At 72.4% G+C, this 24,331-nt stretch carries 20 protein-coding genes, 1 tRNA gene, 2 pseudogenes and 1 riboswitch; of the genes and pseudogenes, 14 read left to right on the plus strand and 9 right to left on the minus strand.

Going from position 1 to position 24,331, the window contains the following annotated elements; all coding sequences use genetic code 11:
- Nucleotides 1-98: 98 nt before the first annotated feature.
- The gene (locus tag ACYC1Z_RS06370) at nt 99-866 is read left to right on the plus strand and encodes a M50 family metallopeptidase (protein WP_461408693.1); all 768 of its coding nucleotides are present in this window, start codon (nt 99-101) and stop codon (nt 864-866) included.
- Nucleotides 867-1,128: 262 nt separating this feature from the next.
- Here the strand turns inward: ACYC1Z_RS06370 and arr are convergent, their stop codons facing one another.
- Nucleotides 1,129-1,557, minus strand: a complete 429-nt coding sequence (gene arr / locus ACYC1Z_RS06375) for an NAD(+)--rifampin ADP-ribosyltransferase (RefSeq protein ID WP_461408694.1) — start codon at nt 1,555-1,557, stop codon at nt 1,129-1,131.
- 624 nt (nt 1,558-2,181) lie between these two features.
- Here arr and ACYC1Z_RS06380 point away from each other — a divergent pair.
- Nucleotides 2,182-2,943, plus strand: coding sequence for an SDR family NAD(P)-dependent oxidoreductase (locus ACYC1Z_RS06380; protein ID WP_461408695.1), 762 nt, complete (start codon nt 2,182-2,184; stop codon nt 2,941-2,943).
- A gap of 90 nt (nt 2,944-3,033) precedes the next feature.
- On the opposite strand, the pseudogene mobF reads toward ACYC1Z_RS06380, so the two are convergent.
- The 7 genes and pseudogenes from mobF to ACYC1Z_RS06415 form a co-directional block, all read right to left on the minus strand.
- A pseudogene (gene mobF / locus ACYC1Z_RS06385) lies at nt 3,034-3,925 on the minus strand (MobF family relaxase); the annotation flags it as partial.
- Between the two features lie 290 nt (nt 3,926-4,215).
- The gene (locus tag ACYC1Z_RS06390; protein WP_461408696.1) at nt 4,216-4,827 is read right to left on the minus strand and encodes a nucleotidyltransferase family protein; all 612 of its coding nucleotides are present in this window, start codon (nt 4,825-4,827) and stop codon (nt 4,216-4,218) included.
- A gap of 664 nt (nt 4,828-5,491) precedes the next feature.
- Nucleotides 5,492-6,769: an ATP-binding protein gene (locus ACYC1Z_RS06395; RefSeq protein WP_461408697.1), complete on the minus strand. Its 1,278-nt coding sequence runs from the start codon at nt 6,767-6,769 to the stop codon at nt 5,492-5,494.
- Between the two features lie 116 nt (nt 6,770-6,885).
- Nucleotides 6,886-7,098, minus strand: a complete 213-nt coding sequence (locus ACYC1Z_RS06400) for an excisionase family DNA-binding protein (protein WP_461408698.1) — start codon at nt 7,096-7,098, stop codon at nt 6,886-6,888.
- 74 nt (nt 7,099-7,172) lie between these two features.
- Complete coding sequence (locus ACYC1Z_RS06405) at nt 7,173-7,667, minus strand: hypothetical protein (protein WP_461408699.1); 495 nt, start codon at nt 7,665-7,667, stop codon at nt 7,173-7,175.
- Between the two features lie 451 nt (nt 7,668-8,118).
- Nucleotides 8,119-9,188: pseudogene (locus ACYC1Z_RS06410) on the minus strand (IS110 family RNA-guided transposase); the annotation flags it as partial.
- Nucleotides 9,189-9,500: 312 nt separating this feature from the next.
- Nucleotides 9,501-9,574 (minus strand) — tRNA-Gly (locus ACYC1Z_RS06415).
- 169 nt (nt 9,575-9,743) lie between these two features.
- On the opposite strand from ACYC1Z_RS06415, the gene dcd reads away from it, so the two are divergent.
- Complete coding sequence (gene dcd, locus ACYC1Z_RS06420) at nt 9,744-10,322, plus strand: dCTP deaminase (protein ID WP_461408700.1); 579 nt, start codon at nt 9,744-9,746, stop codon at nt 10,320-10,322.
- The gene (locus ACYC1Z_RS06425) at nt 10,319-11,284 is read left to right on the plus strand and encodes a hypothetical protein (RefSeq protein ID WP_461408701.1); all 966 of its coding nucleotides are present in this window, start codon (nt 10,319-10,321) and stop codon (nt 11,282-11,284) included. The genes dcd and ACYC1Z_RS06425 overlap by 4 nt, the downstream gene beginning before the upstream one ends.
- 34 nt (nt 11,285-11,318) lie before the next feature.
- Here ACYC1Z_RS06425 and ACYC1Z_RS06430 read toward each other — a convergent pair whose 3' ends face one another.
- Nucleotides 11,319-12,659 (minus strand): MFS transporter, encoded by a 1,341-nt coding sequence (locus tag ACYC1Z_RS06430; protein WP_461408702.1) that lies wholly within the window; start codon nt 12,657-12,659, stop codon nt 11,319-11,321.
- A 395-nt stretch (nt 12,660-13,054) separates the two neighbouring features.
- Here ACYC1Z_RS06430 and ACYC1Z_RS06435 point away from each other — a divergent pair, with 395 nt between their 5' ends.
- From ACYC1Z_RS06435 to ACYC1Z_RS06480, 10 genes are all read left to right on the plus strand, one after another.
- Nucleotides 13,055-16,108, plus strand: a complete 3,054-nt coding sequence (locus ACYC1Z_RS06435; protein WP_461408703.1) for a Na+/H+ antiporter subunit A — start codon at nt 13,055-13,057, stop codon at nt 16,106-16,108.
- Nucleotides 16,105-16,647 carry a Na(+)/H(+) antiporter subunit C gene (locus tag ACYC1Z_RS06440; protein WP_461408704.1) on the plus strand — a complete coding sequence of 181 codons (543 nt, stop codon included), beginning with the start codon at nt 16,105-16,107 and terminating at the stop codon, nt 16,645-16,647. Before ACYC1Z_RS06435 ends, ACYC1Z_RS06440 begins: the two co-directional genes overlap by 4 nt.
- Nucleotides 16,644-18,236, plus strand: coding sequence for a Na+/H+ antiporter subunit D (locus ACYC1Z_RS06445; RefSeq protein ID WP_461408705.1), 1,593 nt, complete (start codon nt 16,644-16,646; stop codon nt 18,234-18,236). The genes ACYC1Z_RS06440 and ACYC1Z_RS06445 overlap by 4 nt, the downstream gene beginning before the upstream one ends.
- Nucleotides 18,236-18,829, plus strand: coding sequence for a Na+/H+ antiporter subunit E (locus tag ACYC1Z_RS06450; protein WP_461408706.1), 594 nt, complete (start codon nt 18,236-18,238; stop codon nt 18,827-18,829). Before ACYC1Z_RS06445 ends, ACYC1Z_RS06450 begins: the two co-directional genes overlap by 1 nt.
- Entirely contained in the window at nt 18,826-19,350 is a 525-nt protein-coding gene (locus ACYC1Z_RS06455; protein ID WP_461408707.1) for a monovalent cation/H+ antiporter complex subunit F, read from the plus strand. The genes ACYC1Z_RS06450 and ACYC1Z_RS06455 overlap by 4 nt, the downstream gene beginning before the upstream one ends.
- On the plus strand, nt 19,347-19,730 hold the full coding sequence (gene mnhG, locus ACYC1Z_RS06460; RefSeq protein WP_461408708.1) for a monovalent cation/H(+) antiporter subunit G: 384 nt from the start codon (nt 19,347-19,349) through the stop codon (nt 19,728-19,730). The genes ACYC1Z_RS06455 and mnhG overlap by 4 nt, the downstream gene beginning before the upstream one ends.
- A gap of 129 nt (nt 19,731-19,859) precedes the next feature.
- Nucleotides 19,860-21,083 carry a TIGR04053 family radical SAM/SPASM domain-containing protein gene (locus tag ACYC1Z_RS06465; protein ID WP_461408709.1) on the plus strand — a complete coding sequence of 408 codons (1,224 nt, stop codon included), beginning with the start codon at nt 19,860-19,862 and terminating at the stop codon, nt 21,081-21,083.
- A gap of 145 nt (nt 21,084-21,228) precedes the next feature.
- Nucleotides 21,229-21,495, plus strand: a complete 267-nt coding sequence (locus ACYC1Z_RS06470) for a DUF4235 domain-containing protein (protein WP_461408710.1) — start codon at nt 21,229-21,231, stop codon at nt 21,493-21,495.
- Between the two features lie 27 nt (nt 21,496-21,522).
- A riboswitch (TPP riboswitch) is annotated at nt 21,523-21,627 on the plus strand.
- Between the two features lie 63 nt (nt 21,628-21,690).
- Nucleotides 21,691-22,809, plus strand: a complete 1,119-nt coding sequence (locus ACYC1Z_RS06475; protein WP_461408711.1) for a thiamine ABC transporter substrate-binding protein — start codon at nt 21,691-21,693, stop codon at nt 22,807-22,809.
- Between the two features lies 1 nt (nt 22,810).
- The coding region (locus ACYC1Z_RS06480) for an ABC transporter permease (protein WP_461408712.1) at nt 22,811-24,331 on the plus strand (1,521 nt) is incomplete at its 3' end.

A 24,331-nucleotide genomic window follows, 5' to 3' on the forward strand; every position in this document is an offset into this window, starting at 1 on the left:
CCCCCCCACCACAGTGCGCGTCGGCGTGCTGGGTGGGGCGGGGCGGCACTCGGTCGCCGGGGTCGGGGCCGCGCACCGACCTCGAACAGGCGGCGACCATGGATCTTGAGGGTGGCGCGGCCGCGGTCGGCGCGTGGTGGGCCGCGGCGTGGGAACGGCTTCGGCCCGAGGTGGCGCCGTGGGCCGGGACGGGCGATCTGCCATGGATCGCGCTCGCGGTCGTCGTCGCCCTCGTCGCCGTCCCGCAGCTGTGGCGGCGCGTCCGGGTGGTGGTCACCGTCGTCCATGAGCTCGGGCACGCGCTGGTGGGGATCCTGACCGGGCGGCGCTTCGCCGGGCTGGTGCTGCGCGGCGACATGTCCGGCCATGCGATCACCGTGGGGCGCGAGCGAGGGATCGGGCGTGTGCTCACCACCTGGGTGGGTTACCCGGCGCCCGCGGTGGTCGGCGCGGTGGCGGTGCGGCTCGCCGGGGCGGGGTGGTCCGGTCCGCTGCTCGGCGCGACGACGCTGCTGCTGCTCATCGGCCTGGTGCGGGTGCGGTCCTGGTACACCGCCGCCGTGATGATCGCCCTGACGGCGGCGACCGGTGCCCTGTGGTGGTGGGGTGGGCCGGAGTTGCGCGGCGCCGTCGTACTGGGCACCGGCGCCTTCCTGCTGGTGGGGGCATGGCGGCACCTCGGCGCCGTGATGGCCCGGCCGTCGGCGGGTTCGGACCCGGGCGTCCTGGCCCGGCTCACCAGGGTGCCGGCATGGCTCTGGGTGGTGAGCTTCGTCGTCGTGCTCGGCGCGGCGACATGGTGGGCGGCCGGTGCCATCGGGCCGCTCGCGCCCGGCGCCGGGGTGGCACTGGGCACAGGCTCCTGATCGCGGCTCACTCGAGGGTCCATCCGGGGGCCTTGCTCACGGTCGACACAGAGTGCTGCGCCTTCCTCGTGAGCGAGGACGGTCACGACGGGGTCCTCGGCCGCGTCGTCGTGCGCGGGCTTGCCGCGCTGGGCGGACCCGTACGAGCGGCAGCCGGACGAGATCAACACCCACGACGGCGGTCGTGGGGTGTACCGGGACGACCCCGACGGGCATCGCCTCGAGATCCGCCGTGCGGCGGCTGACGTCGCGTGAGTCCAGGTCAGTCGTTGATGGCCTCGATGACGAGCTGCTTGATCCTTTCGAGGTGATCCCGCATCTCCTGGAGCACCTCGGGGGCGTGCCCCTCCCAGTCCATGACCTCCCCGATGACGCGTAGCGGGTGCTGGGTGCGGTAGGACATCGTCGGGTTGCCCGGGAGCCTCTTGTCCGTCACGTTGGGATCGTCCTCGTAGGGGCCCGTGGGTTCCACGCGGTAGATCCTGCCGCGCCCCTCGCCCACGGCCAGCTCCGCCCCCCAGGCGGCCGCATCCAGGGTGGCCGTCAGGTAGACGTAGCTCGCCGTCGCCCGGCCGCCGTAGTTGGAGCTGCGGCCTGGTGCAAGCAGACCGTCGACCTTCAGATCCGCCTTGGTGCCGTGGTAGAAGGTGCCGGGTTCGTGGACCTCGAACGGCTTCGGTAGGTTCGTCATGGAAACTCCGTGGTCGTCGCGTCTGGACCTCCAGTTCACCGAGCACGGGGGTGGCTGGACAAGAGGGGCGACGGGCGCGGATCTTCGACGCGACGAATGTCTCGCGGTCATCGGTTCGCGTCCGCTCACGATCGATCCGGAGCGGCCGCAGCGTCAGGGTAGACGTCGGCGAGATGTGCGGTGGGCGACGCGCAGGTCGAACGCGAGCCCGCCCCTGAGAACCCAGGGATTGGACGCTGCAGCGACGGGGCGGGCAAGTAGCCGGTCGGAGACGATGCGCTTGAGGTGCCGAGCGAGGCGTCCTGGCCGCTGGGTTCTCTCCGTTGAAGTCGTCGGATCGGGGTGCAACATGGTGAACGACCGCGACGTCGTCACGCGCCGTTGCCGACACCGTTGCCAAGGTACGGATCCCGCCGATGAACACCCATCAAAGCGCGCAATTCAGCATAAACCGCAAGAAGCCAACATGCCCTGTGGCCCGGTGAGTTCTCTTTCTCCGTGAGGCCGCACGGCGGACCTGTGGGTCCCGCTCAGACCTTCGAAAGGCAGCCCTGACCGGGGCCGATTCACTGGTGGAGGTGGCTGCGACTAACCTAGGTGAAAAGCATCTTGGAAGGAGAAGACATGTCCGTGCACCCGGTCCGTAATCTCGAGGGCAAGGTCGCCATCGCGACGGGCGGGGCATCCGGCATCGGGCGCGCCGTCACGCGGGAGTTCGTCAAACGTGGCGCGAAGGTCGTCGCGGTAGACCTCAACGCGGAGGCCGGCGAGGCCGTGGCCGCAGAGCTAGGCGATGACGTGGCGTTCCTGGCCGGCGACGTTTCCGACCCGGCGGTCGCGCAAGCGGCGGTCGCCCGCGCGGTCGAGCGGTTCGGCCGGCTGGATGTGTTGGTCAACAACGCGCACGCGAGCAGACAGGCTTCGTTCCTGCAGCACACCCAGGAGATGTGGGACCTCTCGTTCAGCTCCGGCTTCCTCGCCACCCGCAACTTCATGCTCGCCGCCTACGAGGAGTTGAAGAAGACACGGGGAGCCGTGGTGAACTTCGGCTCCGGCGCGGGTCTCGAGGGCCAGCCGACCCAGGCCTCCTATGCAGCGACGAAGGAAGCGATCCGGGGTCTCAGCCGGGTGGTCGCGAACGAGTGGGCCCCCGACGGGATCCGGGTCAACGTGGTCTGTCCGATGGCGCTCACCGAGGGAGTCGCCAACTGGAAGAACGCGTACCCGGACATGTTCGCCCAGGCCGAGGCAAAGGTCCCGCTCGGCCGGTTCGGCGATCCGGAGCGGGATGTCGCCCCGATCGTGGCGTTCCTGTGCTCCGACGACGCGCAGTACATGACCGGCCAGACGGTGATGGCGGACGGCGGAGCGATCAAGTTGCGCTGACAGATCTCTGACGGTGCACGATTCGCCCTCGGCGAGCAGGTCGCGCAGTGGCCGGACGACCTTCGCCGGTCGGGTGGCCTGAGTCAGGTGCTGCCGAGCGCGGGTGGTCTCGACGCGCGACGGGCTGCGACCGTGTGACGCGGTGAACTCGGCCACCCAGGTCTGTTCGGCGCAGTGGATCTGCTCGGCGCGGGTGGAGAAGGCAGCCAGCACGACGTCGTCGATCCCCTCGATCTCGAACACCGGGTTGCGACGCTCGCCGCGCGACCGGTGGGACCACCGCACCGGCAGGCGAAGCGCGAGCTCGTCGGCGACGAAGGCGTCGTAGAGCGCCGAGACCGTGACCGTGGCGGCGTGGACGGGCTTGCCGTCGAGCGAGCGCCAGGCGCCGTCGGGCCCCTGGACCTCGTTGGCGAGCACGACGTGGGTGTGCAGGTTCGGGTCACCGGTCCGGGTGTCCCAGTGGTCGAAGACCACGGCGACGACGCCGCGCGTGCGCACCCTGGCGGCAGCCCGCGTGTCCGACGCGCGTGCGGGCGACCTTTCGCTCGACGAAGTCCAGCGCCTGGTCGACGGCGGCCCGATGCGCCGCGTGAACCGCTGCCCGGGTGGTGTCGTCGCCGAGCGCCCACAGGACCGGGGCGGACTTCGGGACCGTGAAGGTCAGGTCGTAGCCGACGACCGGGCGACCGGCGCGGCCCCGGTAGGAACGATCGAGCGGGTCGCCGGTGAGGGGATCGTGGCTGTCGCGGAACACGGCGGCCATGGCGCCTTCGGTGACACGGGCACCGCGGCGGAGTGTGCCCGTTGCATCATCGCCGAGGCCGGTGAGCCCGCGACCGTGCCAACGTCCGGGTGGGTTGCCCGTGGCCTCGTAGTAGGCGACGAGGGAGTCAGCCGAGCCGAGGCCGGCGTCGCCCGCCGCGACGTGGCGGGTGAGGTACGTGTAGCCGTCGCCGGCCAGCAGCTTGTGCATCGACATCACCTGCGGTCACCTCCCCTTCCGGCGTCGACCTCCCCTACCAGCAGATGTGCGGAAGCAGACGAGAAGATCCGTCGCTCCCCGCCGTCCCAGCGCGTCCCCCGGCACGCAGGGAGCGGATTCATCGAGCACACGACGCCACAGTGGTCACGGCCGATAGCCGGAGCGATGACGAATACGCGTCGTCGGCAGCGACGCGATGACGGGTGCGATCACTGTGCTCGGGGCACCGGTCCGTCATCGAGTGCGTCATCGATGGTTCGGGCACCGCCATTGCTTCGGCGGGAGCGTCATCGGCTCGGCGGGAGCGTCGTCGGTCCCGTTATCGGCCCGAGCAGAGCGCGGCCGTCGCGGCGGATCTCGGCAAGCAGGCGTTCGTCGGCCGTCGCCGTGGACTGCAGCTGGTCGACTGACCGGTCGAGCACTTCGCACGGGTTGCCGGTCCAGCGCGTGACTTGGTCTACGAAGTCGGTCAGGTCGCGGTGCCAGTCCTCGTCGTCATCGTCGACGGTGGGAGGTCGAATGACGAGAAGGTCGATGTCGCTGGTCGAGTCGCCGTCGCCTCTCGCAGCGGATCCGTAGACCACGACGCCGTCAGGCACGTGAGTCCAGCCGTTTACGTGCTCCGCGATTCGCTCCCAGAGCTGCGTGCGCAGGGATGCCAGCGCCCCGATCGGGCCGGCAGCGAGGTGCTCGCGGTTCAGGGAGAACAGCGACGCGGAGCCGGCGGGCATCCGGTCCACGAGGCCCGCCTCGGAGAGTTCGTAGAGGATGCTTGCGACCCGAGGCTGGGAGACTCGTGGCTGGGTCAGTGCGGCGACCGCCCGGCCGGTGAGGGGAGTCGTGGTAGACGCCAGTACGGCGAGCACAGGCCCGTGGGCTCCCGGCACCACGTCGGCCATCGACTTCGCAGAGACGGGCGCCACGGCTGATCAGGAGTCGGCGCGTGTGATGACGAGCGCCGACTCCTCTTGCACCGATCGGTGCCACATGCTGCGCCGCGCTCGGCCTACTCGATCACATGCTTCATCTGTGCGGCGACTCGGACTCCCGCCTCGCTTGTCGCACACACATCGTCAACCGGTTGGCCAGTCTCGCAGTCGATGCGGGAGAGGGATCACGTCGGCCGTCCACGCTCCAAAAAGTCGCATCGGTACGCTACAGAAAGTCGCCTAGTCACCCTTCAAGCGGTCACACCGAGCGTGCGGGGCCGTGGCCGGTGAGGCCCTGGCCTGCGGTGATACTCGGAGCGGGTGACGAGAATCGAACTCGCGCTATCAGCTTGGGAATCCGACTCCGTCTGGTTTCGAGCCCTGGTTGACTCGGTAAGATCGCTGGTCAGACGCTTGCAAGGCTACACCGGGGTGAACCCGGAGGCACCGATCTGAACCTCCTTATGGCACGTTATGGCATGCCATTCGGGGCTGACTCGGTGGGTTCGGAGATCTGAGGTGAGTCCACCCGCCCCGCAGGACCCGCCGGTGGCACGGTGCCGCCACGCTCGGGGGCGCGGGGCAGACCGATCGAGGGCACTCAGATCAGCACGGTCGCTGCGCGATACGAGCGTCAGGGCCCGAGCAGTGCGAGGGGCACCACGGCGACGCCGTCCTTGCGGCGGTAGGCGTGCTTCCCCGTCGTCACAACGACCATGTCGGTGAGGTCGTCGCCGAGCTCGCCCTTGAGCCAGTGCAGGTGGCGTACGTCCTTGTCGTCGACCAGCGCAGAGAGCTTGACCTCCATCGCGATCCGCCGTCGTCCGGGACCCGTGAGGACGAAGTCGACCTCGTGGTCGCCGTTGCGTCGGCGCAGGTGCCCGACGCTCGCCTCGGCCGGCTGGGCGAACACGCGGACCGTCAGGGCGACCAGGGACTCGAACAGGCCGCCGAGGAAGACCCCGTCGCGAGGCACCGCGGGTTCGGGGTGCCGGCCCGCGAGCAGGGCGTCTTCGTCGAGCCTGAGCAGCGCGCACGCGAGAGCCGGGTCGGCCAGGTGGTGCTTGGCGGTGCTGCCCAGTCGGCCCAGGTGGTTGAGCCCGGGCAGCCACGGCTCGACGGGGTCGGAGATCCAGGTGCGCTCGAGCGCATCGGTCCACGGCTTCGTGGTGGACCGTGCCGGCTTGTTGCCCTGGCCGGGGGTCGCGGCGTCCCGCAGCCTCTCCCACGAGGCGGTCGTCGCGGTCGCCGCTGCGAGCGCCCGAAGCCACGCGCGCATCTGCGTGGGGTTGCGCACGCCAAACCCTGCTTCGGGAACGTCGCGGTCGACGATGAGCTGGGTGTATCCCGTTAGAGCGAGACGCGCAGCACGGTCGGTCATCTGCTGGGTGCCCGGCAGCCCGCCGCGGATGATCGCGTGGGCGTAGTCCGCGAGACCGAACGTGGAGTCGCCATCGATGCGGCCCGCCGTCCCCGTGATCAGACCGGACAGGGAGACCGTCGGTGTCACCAGACCTCGCTCGGGCAGGGTCATCGGCCTCATCCGTAGGCCGACGATCCGCCCGGCCCCGGAGTGGGCGGACGCCTGACGCGGTGCGGCCGATCCGGTGAGGAGGAACCTGCCGGGCGACGAGTCCTCGTCGACGGCGCGTCGGACGAGGTCCCATGACGGCTCCCACCGCTGGTGCTCGTCGATGAGGATCGGCGCATCCCCCGTGGTGAGCAGCGAGGTGTCCGCGGTGACGAGCTGGAGCGTGTCCGGGCTGTCGAGCTGGTAGACGGTGCGCGCATGGTTCGCCGCCGTCGCGGTCTTCCCGACGCCTTTGGGGCCGTCGATCGCGATGGCGGGCAGCTCGGGCAGGAGCGCGTCGAGCTCGTCGTCGACGACTCGTCGGAGGTAGGTGCTGCTCACGCGACCTACGCTACATTCCGCAGGTTACGAACGCTACAAGTAGCAGCATCGCCGCGCTACATCTCGCCCGTCGCCTGCACTACGGATTGCCGGAGCGTGTCCTCGGCGCACCGCGTTCATCGTCGCCCGAGCCGCGGGATGCCGCGGGCGGGGGGTAAGAGGTCGTCGAGGTCGGTGCGGCGGATGCGGACGACTCGGGACCCGACCTTGACGGCGCGGAGCTGGCCGTCGGCGATGAGCTTGCAGATGAAGCGTTCGGTGACAGCGAGCTCGTCGGCGGCTTGGGCGACGGTGAGGAACGGTGGGCGGGGGTCGGTGGTGGTGGTCATGGTGGTTCTCCTGGGTACGGGCGGGTGGGCGTGGGTGCTGTCGTCGCGGGGCGGGCCTCGCGGCTGGGTGGTGGTCATCGGCCGATCGCGTCTCTGCCGTAGCCCGGGCTGGGGGCGGGCGGCGTGTGGGTGAAGGTCGGGGCCGGACGGGGTCGGAGCAGGAGGCCGGCGTCTTCGAGCTGTGCGATGTAGCGCGGGGACTGGGCGTTCGGCCGTCCTGGCGGGGGAACGGAGGCGCGGTCCAGGGGGTGGAAGGCGGTCCAGGTCTCGGTGGCCGAGAGCTCGGCGTGGCTGGTGGCCAGGATCTGGTCCAGGACCTCGCGGGCGGCGAGGGAGCGGGCGTCGGTGTCCAGGACGGGTGGTCGGCAGTCCTCGCCTTCTTGGTCGGTCGCGACGTACAGGTGGTTGTGATCGCGGCCGCGGGTCAGGGCGACGTAGAGGTCCCCGCGGGCCATCCCGGGGGTGGCGATCGTGTGTGACTCGTCGACGGTCAGGCCCTGGGAGCGGGCGGTGGTCACTGCGTAGCCGAGCTCGACGTGGGTGGCGACGTAGTCGGCGGGTAGGCGCACCGTCGGGTCGCTGCGGCGAGGTGAGACGTCGGTCTGGTGTGGCGATCGGTTGCGGGCGGGCGGGCGGGGACTCGTCGCGTGCTGGTGGGGTCGCGGGGCGGACCTGGAGGGATCCGTTCGGCTCGACGGCGGTCACGTGCCACAGGGCTCCGTTGCGCACGTACCCGTCGGCGGTGCGCAGGTGCCGGTCGTTGCGGTGGGTCAGGCGGCGGTCGCCGACGCCGGCGGTCAGCCCGTCGGGCAGCAGAACGCCGTCGAGGGTGGCGTGGCCGGTGAGGATGGCGCGTTGGTGGGCCTGGTTGTTGAGCTCGCGGACGGTGCGCAGGTCCGCGGAGCCTGCAGCAGCGCGACCTTCCCGCGAGCCTCAGCGCCGTCGGCGGCGTCCAGGGCTTGGTCGATCACGACATCGAGGGCGCCGTCGGGGCCCAGCGCGTAGCCCACGTGCTCGCCCCGCGCGCGCGGGCCCACGGGTGCGAGCACGCGTCCGCCGGCCGCGGTGACACGCTCGAGCGCCGAGCTGGGATCCCTCAGACTCGCCGCGGCCATGGCAGCGGTCCCGAGGGCACCCTTGAGGTAAGGGTTGCCCGGGCGGGTCTTGGTGGACTTCACGCGCCCGGCGGACTCGTTGGATCCCGGGCACGTCCCGGCCCAGGACGCCAGGTGTCCCGCGCTGGGGAAGACGCTCATGTCGGCCCCGGTCTCGGCGATGATGACGTCCGCCACCAAGGTGCTGATTCCCGGGATCGTGACGATCAGGTCCCGGGCGTGACGAAAGGGCTCGATCGTTCTCTCGATCCGGGTGGTGAGCAGGTCGATGGCCTCGGTGTGGTGATCGATCAGGTCCAGGTGCATCCGGGCCAAGAAGGCGTGGTGATCGTTGAAGCGTCCGGTCAACGCCTCGGTGAGCTGGGGGATCTTGATCCGCAGGCGCCGCTTGGCGAGATCGGCCAGCACGGCCGGTTCACGCTCACCGGCGATGAGGGCGTCAAGCATCGCCCGCCCGCAGACCCCGGTGATGTCCGAGGCGACAGCCGAGAGCTTGATCCCGGCGTCCTCCAGCAGCTTCTCCAGACGCTGGATCTCGCGCGCCCGTTCGCGGGTCAGCGCCGTGCGGGTGCGGGTCAGGTCCCGCAGCGCCCGGACCGGGGCCGGCGGCACGAACGAGCCACGCACAAGGCCATGCGCACCCAGCTGGGCCAACCAGGCCGCGTCGGAGACATCGCTCTTGCGGCCCGGCATGTTCTTGGCGTGCCGCGCGTTGACCAGCACCACCTCGAACGGGCCGTCCTCGAGGAGGTAGTAGAACGGCTTCCAGTAATCGCTCGTGGCCTCCATCACCACGCACGTGACAGCCTCGCTGATCAGGTGCTCACGCAGGGCGAGGATCTGGTTCGTGGTCGCCCCCCACGTCGTCACGGTCGACCTCGTCCCCGCCCGGCCGCCGCCGACGATCCGGACCGCGACCTTGGCGTCCCTCTTGGACACATCAACCCCGGCACACCGCCGGTGCAGGACTTCCATCACTGGCTCCCTTCCCTTTCATCCACGACGATGACATGGCGTTCGTCCCGGGAAGGGCTGGGAGTGTTTCGAAGTCTGACGCTCGTGCTCGAAGGCAACAATCCACGGTTCCCGTGGGAGCCCTCCGCCACCATGCTGACCTACAGGCTCTACGGCACCACACAAGCATCGGGGTCCACCGGAACGAACACCACCAGTGTCCCCGCTCGGCCACCAGCTCCGCCAGCACCGCACCAACCGCCACCGGAGCACCATCTTCGCGAGCCCCGGCGAGACTCAAGGAGTCTCTATTACTGACCTGCATTGTCACACTGGAGCGGGTGACGGGAATCGAACCCGCGCTATCAGCTTGGGAAGCTGAAGTTCTACCACTGAACTACACCCGCGTGCACCCCTTGAGCGCGCCCGCCACTATACCCAATCGGGCGGACGGATCACGAACCGATCAGGCACGTCAGCCGAGATCCCGGGGTGCCGAACGCGTGGCGAACCGCGTCACGCCCCCGCAGTCGGTGCCGTGCCCGAGCACCCCGCGCCGGTGGCACAATCGCAGGCGTGCTGCTCTCCGACCGTGACATCCGCGCCCAGATCGACGCCGGCAGGGTCCAGCTCGACCCCTACGAGCCGGCGCACATCCAGCCCGCCAGCCTCGACGTGCGGCTGGACCGCTATTTCCGCCTCTTCGACAACCACCGCTACCCCGTGATCGACCCCTCACAGGATCAGCCGGAGCTGACGCACCTCGTCGACGCCGGCCCCGACAACCCGCTCGTCCTGCACCCGGGGGAGTTCGTGCTCGGCGCGACGTACGAGGCCGTCACCCTGCCCGACGACGTCGCCGCGCGCCTGGAGGGAAAATCCTCCCTCGGCCGGCTCGGGCTGCTCACCCACTCCACGGCGGGGTTCATCGACCCGGGCTTCGCCGGGCACGTCACGCTCGAGCTCTCCAACACCGCGACGATGCCGATCATGCTCTGGCCGGGTATGAAGATCGGCCAGCTCTGCTTCTTCCAGCTCTCCTCCCCGGCCGAGCACCCCTACGGCAGCGGCGCGAACGGCTCGCGCTACCAGGGCCAGCGCGGCCCGACGGCGTCGCGCTCGCACCTGAACTTCACCACGACCCACATCGAATGAGCGCCACGCCGCACCCGGACGCCGGCCGCCGGGCTCCCGGTGGCTCCGAACCGACCGCCGGGGCGGCCGACGGCGCGCGCCGCCTCGATCCGGATCTCGCCGCGGCGCACCACCTGCTCGTCCTGCCGGACGACGTCGTGCCCGACGAGGTGGAGGCGCTCGCCGTCTCGCGCAGCACTGCCGGCGGATGGGCCGGCACGGACCGCATCCAGCTCGAGCCCGGCGTCCACCTGACCGGTCCGTGGCTGCTCGACGGCGCCGTCCGCGCCGCGTTCGACCTGCCGTCCTGGTCCTACCAGGCCTTCCTGCTGACCAGCCCGGTGCGCCGCGGCGGCCCGCTGCCGCCCGAGCTCACCGGTATCGACCCCGTCCTCGACGCTTTCCCCGACGGCGTCCCGCAGGGCGTGGAGCAGGAGGCGCTGAACCATCTGCGCGCCTTCGCCCGCCGGCTCGGTGGGGCGATGCGCCTGGCCGGCACGGGCATCGTCGTGGTGCCCGACCCGGAGGCGGCCGTCGACCTCACCGTCGTCGCCCCCGTCTGGCTCGACCCGGACGCATGCTTGCAGGTGGTCCGGACCGTCGCCCCGGGCGCACACTCCCTGCTGGACGACATCCCGGAGGAGCTGGCCGGGCGCGAGCTGGACGGCTACGCGATCATCGCGGAGCTCGGCGACGGGGGTCTGGTCGAGGTCGCCGTCGACGGCCACCCGCAACCACCCACCGTGCTGCGCGGCACCGACTGGGCATTCGACGGCGTCATCGCCTACGAGATCCGCTGGCGCCCCGCGCACCCCGAGGTGGCGTTCCGGCCACGGCTCCCGCTCGCCGTCCGGCGCGAGCGGTCCGGCGCCGGTACCGTCATCGAGCGCTTCGCGGCGGTGCTGCACGAGGTCGTCGGCGGGGAGATCTGCGACGACGACGGCTTCCTCGTCGACCCCGAGGACCTCGCGCAGCTCGGGTGACCGGCGCCCGTCCCTGCCGGCGTCGGAATCGTCCTCATTCCGCTCGTCGCGCCGTCCGCCACGCCAGCCACAGCACCGGCACGACGACGACGCCGGCCAGCGTCGCCAGTGCCGAGAACCCCAGCACCGCCATGAGCGGGCCCGAGGCGATCGCTCCCAGTGCGGCGGCCCCGTTCATCGCCGTGTCGCCCAGCCCCTGCACGAGCGGCCGTGCCTCGGTGGGGACCGCCTGCGTCAGCAGCGCCGAGGCGGGCACCGTCACCACCGACCAGCCCAGTCCCAGCAACGTCAGCGCGACGGCCACCGCCGCCGTCGAATCCGCGCCCAGTGCCCCGACCACGGCCGCCGCCGCGAGCACACCCTGGCCGGCCACGATGACCGGGACGCGCCCGTAGCGGTCCGCGGCCACCCCGACCACGGGCGCCAGGGCGAACATACCGAGCACGTGCAGGCTGATGGTCAGGCCGATGACGGTGACGGTGCCGCCCTGGTGGCTCAGGTGCACCGGCGTCATCGTCATCACCGACACCATCGACACGTGCGCGAGCACGAGGGCCAGCAGCGCGAACCGGCCGGCCGGGGTGGCGCGGACCAGGCGCAGGGCCTCGCGGACGCCGCCCCGCGCGGGCGGCCGCTGCCCGGTGCCGGTGGGCCCGGCAACGGTCGGCCCGGCAACGGTGGGCTCCGCGCCGGTGGCCTCGGCACGAGTCGCGGCGGGTCCGGTGGCGTCGCGGCCGGTGCCCTCGGCATGGGGCACCACGACCCTGGCGGCGGCTGCGGTGTGGCGCTGGGCCAGCAGCAGCGGGTCCGGCCGCAGCCCGGCCAGGACCACTCCCGCGGTGAGCGCGAGCAGGACGGCGCTGAGCACGAACGCACCGCCCAGCGGTGGCAGGCCCAGGCGGGCGGCCACCACCTCGCCGGGAGCGCCCAGGTTCGGCCCCAGCACCGCGCCGATCGTGCCGACCCACATCACGAGCGAGAGGCTTCGCGCCCGGTGCGCCGGCTCCGCGAGGTCCGTGGCCGCGAACCGGGCTTGCAGCTGGGTGGCCGAGCCGGCTCCCGTCGCCAGCATGCCGAGGACCAGGAGCGGCACCGATCCGGTCACCGCCGCCGTGACGAGCAGCGCCGCCCCGGCCGCCGCCAGCGACCACCCCAACGCCAGGGCGCGCCCACGACCGTGCCGGGCGGCCAGCGCGGCGAGGGGCAGCGCGATCAGGGCCGCGCCCACCGTGGTCGCGGCCCGGGCGATCCCGGCCCACGTCTCCGAATCCGCGACCGAGGCGGCGAGCAGGATGCCGACCGACGGCGCCGCGCCGATCCCGAACGAGCCGAGCACCTGCCCAACGAGCAGGGTGGCGGTGGAGCGCCGACGCACCACGGCGACCTCGGGCAGCGCGAGCCATGCGGCCGCCGGCTCGGACTCCGTCGGTCCATCGGGTCGCGACCCCGGCCTCGGCGCGCGCCTCGGCTCTGGCATCGGCATCGGCTTCGGCATCGGCTCCGGTCCGGGCTTCGGCGACGCGTCGGAAACGGGCACGGTCAGACCGCCTGGCCCGGGCGCACGCGCACGAGCACGACCAGGACGAGAGCAGCTGCTTGCACGGGAAGATCCTTATGCCGGGGCCGGCCCCACGGTACCCGGTTGTTACCATCGACCCGACCCCCCTGCGATCTGCTCCGTGGGCTCGATTCGCCGGACGCGGGCTCAGGCCCGGACGTCCTCGTCGCAGAACTGCACATGACCAACCCACGAGACTGACGGAGCGGCCGATGCTCGAACTGCTGGTGATCCACGCTGTGGCGGCCGTCGTCGCTCCGGTGGTCATCGGCAGGTACGGGCGCCGGGCCTTCCTCGGCCTCGCCCTGGTCCCGGGGGCGGGTGCCGTCTGGGCCGCCGGGCAGACGTCCGCCGTGCTCTCCGGCACGGGCCCGGCCGTCTCCGTCTCGTGGGTCCCCGCGCTGAACATCGACCTCGCGTTCCGCCTCGACGTCCTGGCGTGGCTGATGGTCCTCGTCGTCGGCACCGTGGGCGCGCTGGTGCTGGTGTACTGCGCCGCCTACTTCTCCGCGACCGCACGGGGGCTCGGCCGGTTCGGCGGCGTGTTCGTGGCGTTCGCGGGGGCGATGCTCGGGCTCGTCAGCACCGACAACTCCCTGATGCTGTACGTGTTCTGGGAGCTGACGACGATCTTCTCCTTCCTGCTCATCGGGCACTACCACGACCGGCAGTCCTCCCGCCGCGCCGCCATGCAGGCCATCATCGTGACCACCGTCGGCGGCCTGGCGATGCTCGGTGGCCTCGTCCTGCTCGGCGAGACCGACGGCGGCTCCTACCGGCTCTCCGCCCTCGTCGACGCCGCGGCGGCCGGTGCCCTCGGCGTCGCCGCGCCGCCGGCGCTCGTCCCCGTCGCCGTCGCCCTCGTGCTGGCCGGTGCGCTGTCCAAGTCCGCGCAGATCCCGCTGCACTTCTGGCTGCCGGCCGCCATGGCCGCCCCGACGCCGGTCAGTGCCTACCTGCACGCGGCGGCCATGGTCAAGGCCGGCGTCTACCTCGTGGCCCGCCTCGCCCCCGGGTTCGCCGACCTGCCGGTCTGGCAGGTGATGGTCCTCGCCGTCGGCCTCGGCAGCTTGCTGCTCGGGGGCTACCGGGCGTTGCGCCAGCATGATCTCAAGCTGCTGCTCGCGTTCGGCACCGTCTCGCAGCTCGGCCTGATCATCGTGCTCGTCGGTTACGGAAACCGTGCCGTCGCCCTCGCCGGCCTCGCCATGCTCGTGGCGCACGCGATGTTCAAGGCGTGCCTGTTCCTCGTCGTCGGGATCATCGACTGGTCCGTCGGCACCCGCGACCTGCGCGAGCTGTCCGGGCTCGGGCGCAGCATGCCGGTGGCCGCCGCCGCGGCCGCGGTCGCCGTCGCGTCGATGGCCGGGCTCCCGCCCACGGCCGGCTACGTGGCGAAGGAGGCCGCGCTCGAGGGCCTCGCCCACGGCGGGACGACGCTCGACCGGGTCGTCCTCGCCGCCGTGGCCGCCGGTTCCGTCCTCACGCTCGCGTACGGGCTGCGGTTCCTGTGGGGCGCCTTCTCGGCCAAGGCCGGGGTCGAGCCGCGCGAGGCGCAACGCACGTCCCGGCTGATCATGGCCTCGCCGGTGGTGCTCGCCGGCGGGAGCCTGGCGGCGGGCCTCGTCCCCGGGTTCGTCGAACGGGCGCTCGCCCCGTACGCGGACACCTACCCCGGCGACGCCGGCCACCTCACGCTGTGGGGCGGCGCCGGGCCCGCGTTCTGGACGACGCTCGCCGTGGCGGCGCTCGGCGTCCTGCTCTTCCTGGGCCGCCGCCCCGTCGAACGGGCCCAACGCCGCCTGCCCGCGATGCGCGACGCGGAGGAGTACTACCGGGCGGCCCTGCGGGCGTTGGACAACATCTCCGCGGACGTGACGGCGTGGACGCAGCGTGGCTCCCTGCCCGCCTACCTGTCCACGATCCTCGTGACCGTGGTGACGACGGTCGGCGGGGCCGCGCTGCTCGCCGGCGACACCTGGCCCGAGCGGGTCCGCCCCTGGGACTCCGTCGCCCAGGGCGTGCTCGTCGTCGTCATCGCGATCGCCGCCGTGCTCGCCGCCCGGGCCCGCCGCCGCCTCAAGGCGGTCCTCCTCCTGGGCGTCGCGGGCTACGGCGTCGCCCTGCTCTACGAGCTGCAGGGCGCCCCGGACCTGGCCCTGACCCAGGTGCTGGTGGAGACGATCACCCTGGTCGTCTTCGTCCTCGTGCTGCGCCGCCTGCCGGCCTACTTCTCCAACCGGCCGCTCGCCGCCTCCCGCTGGTGGCGCGCCATCCTCGGCGCCGGCGTCGGCATCACCGTGGCGCTGCTCGGGATGCTCGCCGCCGGGGCTCGCATCCACCAACCGGTCTCGGTCGACTTCCCCGACGAGGCGTTCCAGTTCGGGTACGGCAAGAACATCGTCAACGTCACGCTCGTGGACATCCGCGCCTGGGACACCATGGGCGAGATCTCCGTGATCGTGGTGGCCGCGACCGGGGTCGCCTCGCTGATCTTCCTGAGGGCCCGCACCGGCAAGATCGACCGGGCCGCCCACCTCGCGGAGGCCTCCCGCCGCCCCACGGTGTGGCAGGAGCGCGGGCATGCGGACCCGGTCAAGGTCGCCGCGGCGCAGCGGCTGGGCCGACCGCACGGCTCCGAGAAGCCCGACCCCCGCGTCCAGGACCCGGGCCGGGGGCGCGTGTGGCTCTCCGCCGGCGCCACCCTCGCCCCACAGCGCCGGTCGGTCATCTTCGAGGTCGGCACCCGGATGATCTTCCACACGATGCTCGTGTTCTCCCTGTTCCTGCTCTTCTCCGGTCACAACTCCCCCGGCGGCGGGTTCTCCGGTGGCCTCGTCGCCGGTATCGCGCTCACCGTGCGCTACCTCGCCGGCGGCCGGTACGAGCTCGGCGAGGCGGCCCCGGTCCACCCCGGCCAGGTGCTCGGTTCCGGGCTCACCCTCGCCGCGGGGATGGCCGTGCTGCCCCTGTTCTTCGGTGGCACGGTGCTGCAGTCCACGGTCTTCGACGCCACCCTGCCGGTCTTCGGCGACGTCCACCCGACCAGCTCGCTCGTCTTCGACATGGGCGTCTACCTGGTGATCATCGGCCTGGTGCTCGACATCCTGCGCTCGCTCGGCGCCGAGGTGGACCGCCACGGGGAGATCGAGGGCAACCAGGCCCCGGACATCGCGTTCGACGACCCCACCCCCGTCACCGACGACGCACTCCCCGCCGCGGACGTCCGCGCCGGTGCGGGGGCCGACGAGGGAGGGAACCGATGATCGAGATCGACATGGCGCCCTCGGTGGCGCTGGTGGTGCTGGTGGCGCTGCTGGTGGGCACGGGCGTCTACCTGCTCCTCGAGCGCTCCCTCTCCCGCGTCATCATCGGCACCGCGCTCATCGGCAACGGCGTCAACGTCCTCATCCTCCTCGCCGGCGGCGCCGCGGGCGGGCCCCCGATCCTGGGGGAGACCGCACCCGAGGACATGACGGACCCGTTGCCGCAGGCGATGATCCTCACCGCCATCGTCATCACGTTGGGCATGACCGCCTTCCTCCTCGCGATGGCGTACCGCTCCTGGCAGCTCAACGGCCACGACGAGGTGCAGGACGACCTCGAGGACCGTCGGATCGCCCGCCGCGCCGCCCGCGACGAGCTCTCCGCCCGCGCCACCGACGACGCCGGCACCTCTCTCGCCGAGGACGCCGCCGTCACCCGGGACGAGACGGCCGCGGCCGACGAGGCCGGGCTCGAGCACGCCCCGCGCGGCCACCACCACGCGGCGTTGGCCGCCGACGACGAGGAGGCCGGTCGATGACCTGGCTCCTCGCCCTGCCCGTGGTGCTGCCCCTGCTCGGGGCCGGCACCGCGCTGGCGCTCGCCCGCTACCCCCGCGTCCAGGGGATCGTCTCGGTGGGCACGCTCACCGTGGTGCTGGGCATCGCCGTCACCCTGCTCGTCATGGTCAACTCCGGGCCGATGGTGCTCGACATCGGTGGTTGGGCCGCGCCGGTCGGGATCGTGCTGGTCGCGGACCGGCTCGCCGCCCTGATGCTCATGATCTCCGTGACGGTGACGCTCGCGGTCCTCGTGTACTCCTTCGCGCAGGGCCTCGCCGACGGTGACGAGGCCGCCCCGTTGGCGATCTACCACCCCACGTTCCTCGTCCTCTCCGCCGGGGTCTCGAACGCCTTCCTCGCCGGGGACCTGTTCAACCTCTACGTCGGCTTCGAGATCCTCCTCGCGGCGAGCTTCGTGCTCATCACCCTCGGTGGCACGCGCGAACGGATCCGGTCCGGCACGATCTACGTCGTCGTCTCGCTCGTCTCCTCCGTGGTGTTCCTCATCGCGATCGGGCTGATCTACGCCGCGACCGGCACCGTGAACATCGCCCAGCTCGTGGTGCGCCTGCCGGAGATCGGTACGGGCACCCAGCTCGTGCTGGAGCTGATGCTGCTCGTCGCGTTCGGCATCAAGGCGGCCATGTTCCCGCTCTCCGCGTGGCTGCCGGACTCCTACCCCACGGCCCCCGCGCCCGTGACCGCCGTGTTCGCCGGCCTGCTGACGAAGGTAGGCATCTACGCCATCATCCGCACCGAGGTGCTGCTCTTCCCCGGCGGGCGCGCGGACACGGTGCTGATGTGGGTGGCCCTGGCCACCATGCTCGTGGGCATCCTCGGCGCCGTGGCGCAGGAGGACATCAAGCGACTGCTCTCCTTCACCCTGGTCAGCCACATCGGCTTCATGGTCTGGGGCGTGGCCACCGGCACCGTGTCCGGCCTGGGCGCGGCGATCTTCTACGTCGCGCACCACATCACCGTCCAGACCTCGCTGTTCCTCGTGGCCGGCCTGATCGAGCGGCGCGGCGGCACCACCTCACTGGTGCGGTTGGGCTCGCTCGCCCGGGTGGCGCCGGTCCTCGCCGTCCTGTTCTTCGTGCCCGCGATGAACCTCTCGGGCATCCCGCCCATGACCGGCTTCCTCGGGAAGGTGGGCCTCATCGAGGCGGCCGCCGCGCGCGGCGGGACGTTGGAGTACGTGCTCATCGCCGGCGGTCTGATCACCTCGCTGCTGACGCTCTACGCGCTCACCAAAACCTGGAACATGGCGTTCTGGCAGGAGGCCCCCGGGCCGCTGCCCGAGGTCGCGTCCTCGCGGCTCATGGTCGGCTCGGCCGGGGCCCTGGTGGTGTTCTCGCTCGGCCTGAGCGTCGCCGCCGGCCCGCTCTACGACTACACCCACCGCGCCGCCGCGGACCTGACGGCGCGCACCCCCTACGTCCTGGCCGTGCTGCCCGAGGACGGGCGCGGCACCGGGCTCTCGCCCGGGGCCGCGCAGGAGGGGGACCGCGGAGACGTCGCGGAGACCCCGGCGCCGCCCGACGCCCCCGCGCAGGGAGGTTCGTGATGGCGGACGACCGCCGCCGCGGCCCCCGGGCCTCCTGGGGCATGATCGCGTGGCTCACGACCGTGTGGGTGCTGCTCTGGGGCGACATCACCGCCGGCAACGTCGTCGCCGGCCTGATCGTCGCCGTCGCCGTCACCGCGATCGCACCCCTGCCGCGGAACCCGTTCGACGGCCGGTTCCGGCCGTGGGGCCTGGTGCTGCTCGTCGGACGATTCGTGCGCGACGTGCTCGTCGCGTCCTGGCAGATCTCCTGGATCACCCTCCGCCGCCGGCAGCCCCACGGCGCCGTGATCCGGGTGCGGCTGCGCTCGCACTCCGACACCTACCTCACCGCGACCGCCGGGATGACCTCGCTCGTGCCCGGCTCCATCGTGGTCGAGGCACACCGGCACACCGGCACCCTCTACATCCACATCTTCGACGTCGAGCTCGCCGGTGGGCTCGACGCCGCGCACCGCACCGTGCTCGCTCAGGAGGAACGCATCCTGCGCGCCGTCGCCTCCCGCAAGCAGCTCGAGGACGCCGGCTTCGCCCCCGGCCCGTCGCCACGCGCCGGACTCCGACCGGCGCCGGGCGAGGGGAAGGCGCGATGACCGCCGTCTACCTGTACTGCCTCGTCGCCCTGTCCCTGGCCGCGCTCGTCGCCGTCGTCCGCATGGAACGCGGGCCGAGCATGCTCGACCGGGTGGTGACGCTGGACATCATCACCGCCGTCGTCCTCGGGGCGGTCGCGGTGATCTCGGCGAACACCGGCCGCACGGACCTCGTCCCGGTGCTGGTGGTGCTGGCCATGGTCGGGTTCGTCGGCTCGGTCACCGTCGCGCGCTTCGTGGCCATCGAGGGTGCCGAGGAGGCGCGCATCCTCAGCAAGGAGGAGCTCATGACGGTCCTGGCTCAGCAGAAGGTCATCGACGACGAGGCGGCCCCGGTGCACGACCCCGACGCCCGGGACGACCAGGCGCGCGACGCCGACCCGGCGGGCGCCGGCGGGGCGGACGACGACGAGGACCAGGCGGGCGACGTCGGCCCGGTGGACGACGGCGAGCAGGTGACCGACGGGACGGACGAGCGGTGGACCGACGACGGCGCCGAGGGCCCGGGGGAGGCACGGTGAGCTGGGCGGACGTGGCGACGGCGCTGGGCGGGATCTTCCTCGTGCTGGGCTCGACGCTGACCCTCGTCGCCGCGGTCGCGGTGAACTCCTTCCACGACCTGCTCTCCCGCATGCACGCCGCGACGAAGCCGCAGGTGCTCGGGCTGGCGCTGATGATGCTCGGCCTGGCGCTCATCGTGCGGAACCCGGTGGTGGCCTGGACGCTGGTGCTGGTCGTGTCGTTCCAGCTCATCACGGCGCCCATCTCGGCGCACATGGTGGGCCGGGCGGGTTACCGCACCGGAAAGGTCGACAGCAGCCGGCTCGTGGTGGACGAGCTGACCGAGGACCTCGAGGCCTCGGCGCGGCAGGCGGCGGCCGAGGGCGACGCCCGCCGCTGAGGCCCGGTGCGGGCGGTTGCTCCGCGTCGACGACGGGTGTGCTGGCCCGCCGGGCCGGGCGGGCCACGCGAGCGGCACCCGGGACCGAAGTCCCGATCCGGACAGGAACCGGCTGGCAGTCTCGGTGGGGTGACCGAGACCGCCAGCCCCGCGGCGCCCGGGCGGGTCCTCCGCCCGGTCCGCGCACCCCGCCACGACCCGGCCGACCGCCCGTTGCTGGTGATCTGGGAGGCCACCCGGGCCTGTGCCCTGGCCTGCCGGCACTGCCGGGCCGAGGCCGCACCCGGGCGCGACCCGCGTGAGCTGGACACCGACGCGGCCACCGACCTCATGGCCCAGGTCGCGGCGTTCGGCCGGCCGGCGCCGATCTTCATCATCACCGGCGGCGACTGCTTCGAGCGCGACGACCTCGCCGAGCTGGTGCGGCGCGGCCGCGCACTCGGCCTGCCCGTCGCGGTCTCCCCGTCGGCCACCGCCCGGCTCACCCGGGAGGCGCTCGCCGACCTCCAGCAGGCGGGGGTGAACAGCATCTCCCTCTCGCTCGACGGTGCGGACGCCGCCACGCACGACGGCTTCCGCCGGGTGCCGCACACCTTCGACCGGACCATGACGGGCTGGCGCACCGCCCGCGAGCTCGGCCTGAAGGTACAGATCAACACGACCGTGGCCCGGCACGACGTCGAGCAGCTCCCCGACATCGCGGCGCTGGTCCACCGCGAGGGAGCGATGACCTGGTCCGGTTTCATGCTCGTGCCCACCGGCCGGGGCACGGACCTCGGATCGCTCACCGCCGCCGAGGTCGAGGACGTGCTCAACCTCTTCTACGACCTCGGTGAGGTGGTTCCCGTGAAGACCACCGAGGGGCACCATTTCCGCCGCGTTGCGCTGCAGCGGGCCGTGCTCGAGGCCCGGGAGGCCGATCACGTCGCCGTGCTGGGCCTGGGCCCGCTGTACCAGCGGCTGCGGGCCCGCAGCGAAGAGCTGGGGCTCCTCGCGACGAGCGAGCGGCGGCGGCGTCCCCCGATCTCCGTCTCGTCGGCGAACGGCTTCGTCTTCGTCTCCCACGTCGGCACGGTCCATCCCAGCGGTTTCCTGCCGGTCCCGGCAGGAAACGTCCGCACGACGCCGCTGACGGAGATCTACCGTTCCTCGAAGCTGTTCCGGGCGCTGCGGGACCCCGCTCGCCTCGAGGGTCGGTGCGGCGCCTGCGAGTATGCCCGGATCTGCGGCGGCTCGCGTTCGCGTGCCTATGGCGCCACCGGCAACCTCTTCGCCGAGGAGCCCTGGTGCGGGTACCAGCCGGGCAGCTTCCCGTACGCCGACGACGTCGAGGCGCTCCTGCAGCCCTCGTGAGCCCGGTCGGCCGGGCGAACCGGGCCGGCCAGGCGAACCGGGCCGGCCAGGCGAACCGGGCCGGCCGAGGCGCGCCACCGCCGTCCGATCCGGCATGATCGTGGTCAGGCGCGCACGTGCGCGCACGAACGGGACGGAGCACGGGATGGACATCGGCTGGAAGCTCGTGAGCGCGGGATCGTTGCTGGTCGCGGGCCTTGTGACGCACAAGGTGCTGAACATCGGCTGGAAGGCCGTCACCGGCCACACGCCGCCGCAGGACCCGGACGATCCCGCCGTCGACCTGTGGGAGGTCGTCGTCTTCGCCGCCGTCTCCGGCGCGCTCGTGGGCCTGAGCCGCCAGCTCGCGCTGCGCAGCGCGAGCAAGTGGTACGGCGGCCCGGGCTCGCGCCAGGTCGACCGGCACGCCTGAGCTCCGCTGAACCTGTGTACCCTGGGCTGCGAACGACAGGGGAGCGCCGAAGGGTGCTGAGAGTGCGGACATCCGCAGACCCTCGAACCTGCACCGGTTAACACCGGCGAAGGAAGTCGGGAATGTCTCTCCCCGTGCTCGAGCCTCGGTTGCGCCGGGGTGCGGGCGTGGGCCCTCCTGCACCTGAGGAGGATCATGCTCAACCACACGACCCGCACGGTCATGACCACCACCCGAACCGGCGGCCGGACCCGCACCCGCGTCGCGGCAGTGCTCGCCGCCGCCGGGTTCGCGCTCGCCGGCTGCAGCCTCACCGGCTCCGGGGACCCCGCACCGACCGCCGGAGCCGCCGGCGGCTCCGCCGCGGGCGGCGAGCTCACCGTCGTCACCCACGACTCGTTCAGCGTCAGCCAGGAGCTGCTCGACGGCTTCGAGGCCGAGAGCGGCTACCAGCTCACCCTGGTCGCCCCCGGCGACGGCGGCACCCTGGTCAACCAGCTGGTCCTCACCAAGGACTCCCCGCTCGGCGACGTCGTCTTCGGCATCGACAACTCCTTCGCCGCCCGCGCCGTCGAGGCCGGTGTGCTCGCCCCGTACACCTCGGCCGCGCTCCCCGCCGGCGCCGAGACGGACGCGTCCGGCTCGCTCACCCCGATCGACCGGGGCGACGTCTGCATCAACGTCGACCACCAGTGGTTCGCCGACACCGGGATCCCCGAGCCCGTCACCCTCGACGACCTCGCCGACCCCCGGTACAAGTCCATGCTCGTCGTGACCAACCCGGCGACGTCGTCACCGGGCCTCGCCTTCCTGCTCGCCACGGTCGGCGCGTTCGGGGAGGACGGCTGGCTGCCGTACTGGGAGCGGCTCGTCGCCAACGACGTCCGGGTCGTCGACGGCTGGTCGGACGCCTACTACGTGGACTTCTCCGGTTCCGAGGGAGCCGGGCCACGGCCCCTGGTCCTCTCCTACTCCTCCTCCCCGGCCGCGGAGATCCCCGAGGGGGCGAGCGAGCCGCGGACCGGCGCGCTCCTGGACACCTGCTTCCGGCAGACCGAGTACGCCGGCGTCCTGGCCGGCGCGGAGAACGAGGAAGGGGCCCGCGCCTTCATCGACTTCCTCCTCTCGCCCGAGGTGCAGGCCGACATCCCCGGCCAGATGTACATGTACCCGGTCGACGAAACCGCACCCCTGCCGGAGGCCTGGGCCGCCCACGCCCCGCTCGCGACGGAGCCCTTCGCCGTGCCCGCCGAGGAGATCAGCGCGAACCGGGAGGAGTGGATCGCTGCCTGGACCCAGACGGTGATCGGCTGAGATGTCGAGGACGACGGCGGGGCGGCCCAGGCTCGGGGTCCGGCCAGGTGACCTGCCCGGACCGGCGCGCCGGCCCGGGCAGGTGGCCTGGTTCCTGGCCGCCGCCGTCCCGCTGCTCTTCCTCGGCACGTTCTTCCTGTGGCCCGTCCTCACCCTCGTGGGCCGGGGATTCGTCCCCGACGGCGTCCTCGACCTCGGCGGCTTCACCGAGGTCTTCTCCCGGCCCCGGACGTGGCGCATCGTCGGCCAGACCCTGGTCCAGGCCGCGGTGGGCTCGGCGGGGTCGCTGCTGCTGGGCATCCCCGGCGCGTACGTGCTCTACCGGTGCCGGTTCCCGGGCCGGGGCCTGGTGCGGGCGTTCGTCACCATCCCGTTCGTGCTGCCCACGGTCGTCGTCGGCGTCGCCTTCCGCTCGCTCCTGGCCCAGCACGGCCCGGCCGGGTTCCTGGGCCTGGACGGCACGTTCGGGGCGATCGCGCTGGCGCTGGTGTTCTTCAACTACTCGGTGGTGGTGCGGACGGTCGGCGGGCTGTGGGCGCGCCTCGACCCGCGCGCCGAGCAGGCCGCCCGCGCGCTCGGGGCCTCACCGGCGCGGGCCTTCCTCACGGTGACGCTGCCCGCGCTCGGCCCGGCGATCGCCTCGGCCGCCTCGATCGTCTTCCTCTTCTGCGCCTCGGCGTTCGGGATCGTGCTCATCCTCGGCGGGCTGCGCTACGGCACGATCGAGACGGAGATCTGGATCCAGACCACCCAGTTCCTCGACCTGCGGGCCGCCGCCGTGCTCTCCGTGGTCCAGCTCGTCGTCGTCGCCGGTGTGCTGCTCCTCGCCGGGCGGGCCCGCTCGCGGCGGGAGCGGGCGCTGCAGCTGCGCACCGGCGAGGCCGGCCACCGCCTCCAGCTCCGCACCCGCGCCCCCGGCCGGGCCACGGGTGCGGGACCGGGGCCCGCCCGGCACACCTGGGGGCCGGGCCCGGACCTGCTGCCCGCCGCGGTCACGGCGGCCGTGGTGGGGGGCCTGCTCGCGCTCCCACTCGTCGGGCTGGTGGTGCGGTCCCTGCGCACCCCCCGCGGTTGGGGCCTGGACAACTACCGCAACCTCGCCACCACCGGCGGGAACAACGCCCTGACCGTCACCGTCTGGGACGCCACCGTCAACTCGCTGCGGGTGGCCGTGGACGCCACCGTCATCGCCGTCGTCGTCGGCACGCTGGTGGCACTGGTGGTCTCCCGCCGCCCCCGGTCGGCGGCGGCGCGGCGGGCGGTGGGCCTGCTCGACGGCGTCTTCATGCTGCCCCTGGGGGTCTCCGCCGTGACGGTCGGCTTCGGGTTCCTCATCACCCTCGACCGGCCGCCGCTGGACCTGCGCTCGTCCCTGATCCTGGTCCCGATCGCGCAGGCGGTGGTGGCGGTGCCCATGGTGGTGCGCACCCTGCTGCCGGTGCTGCGCGCGATCGACCCGCGCCAGCGGGAGGTGGCGGCCGTGCTCGGTGCCGCGCCCGGCCGGGTCCTCGCCACCGTCGAC

The sequence above is a fragment of the Georgenia sp. genome (assembly GCF_054605595.1).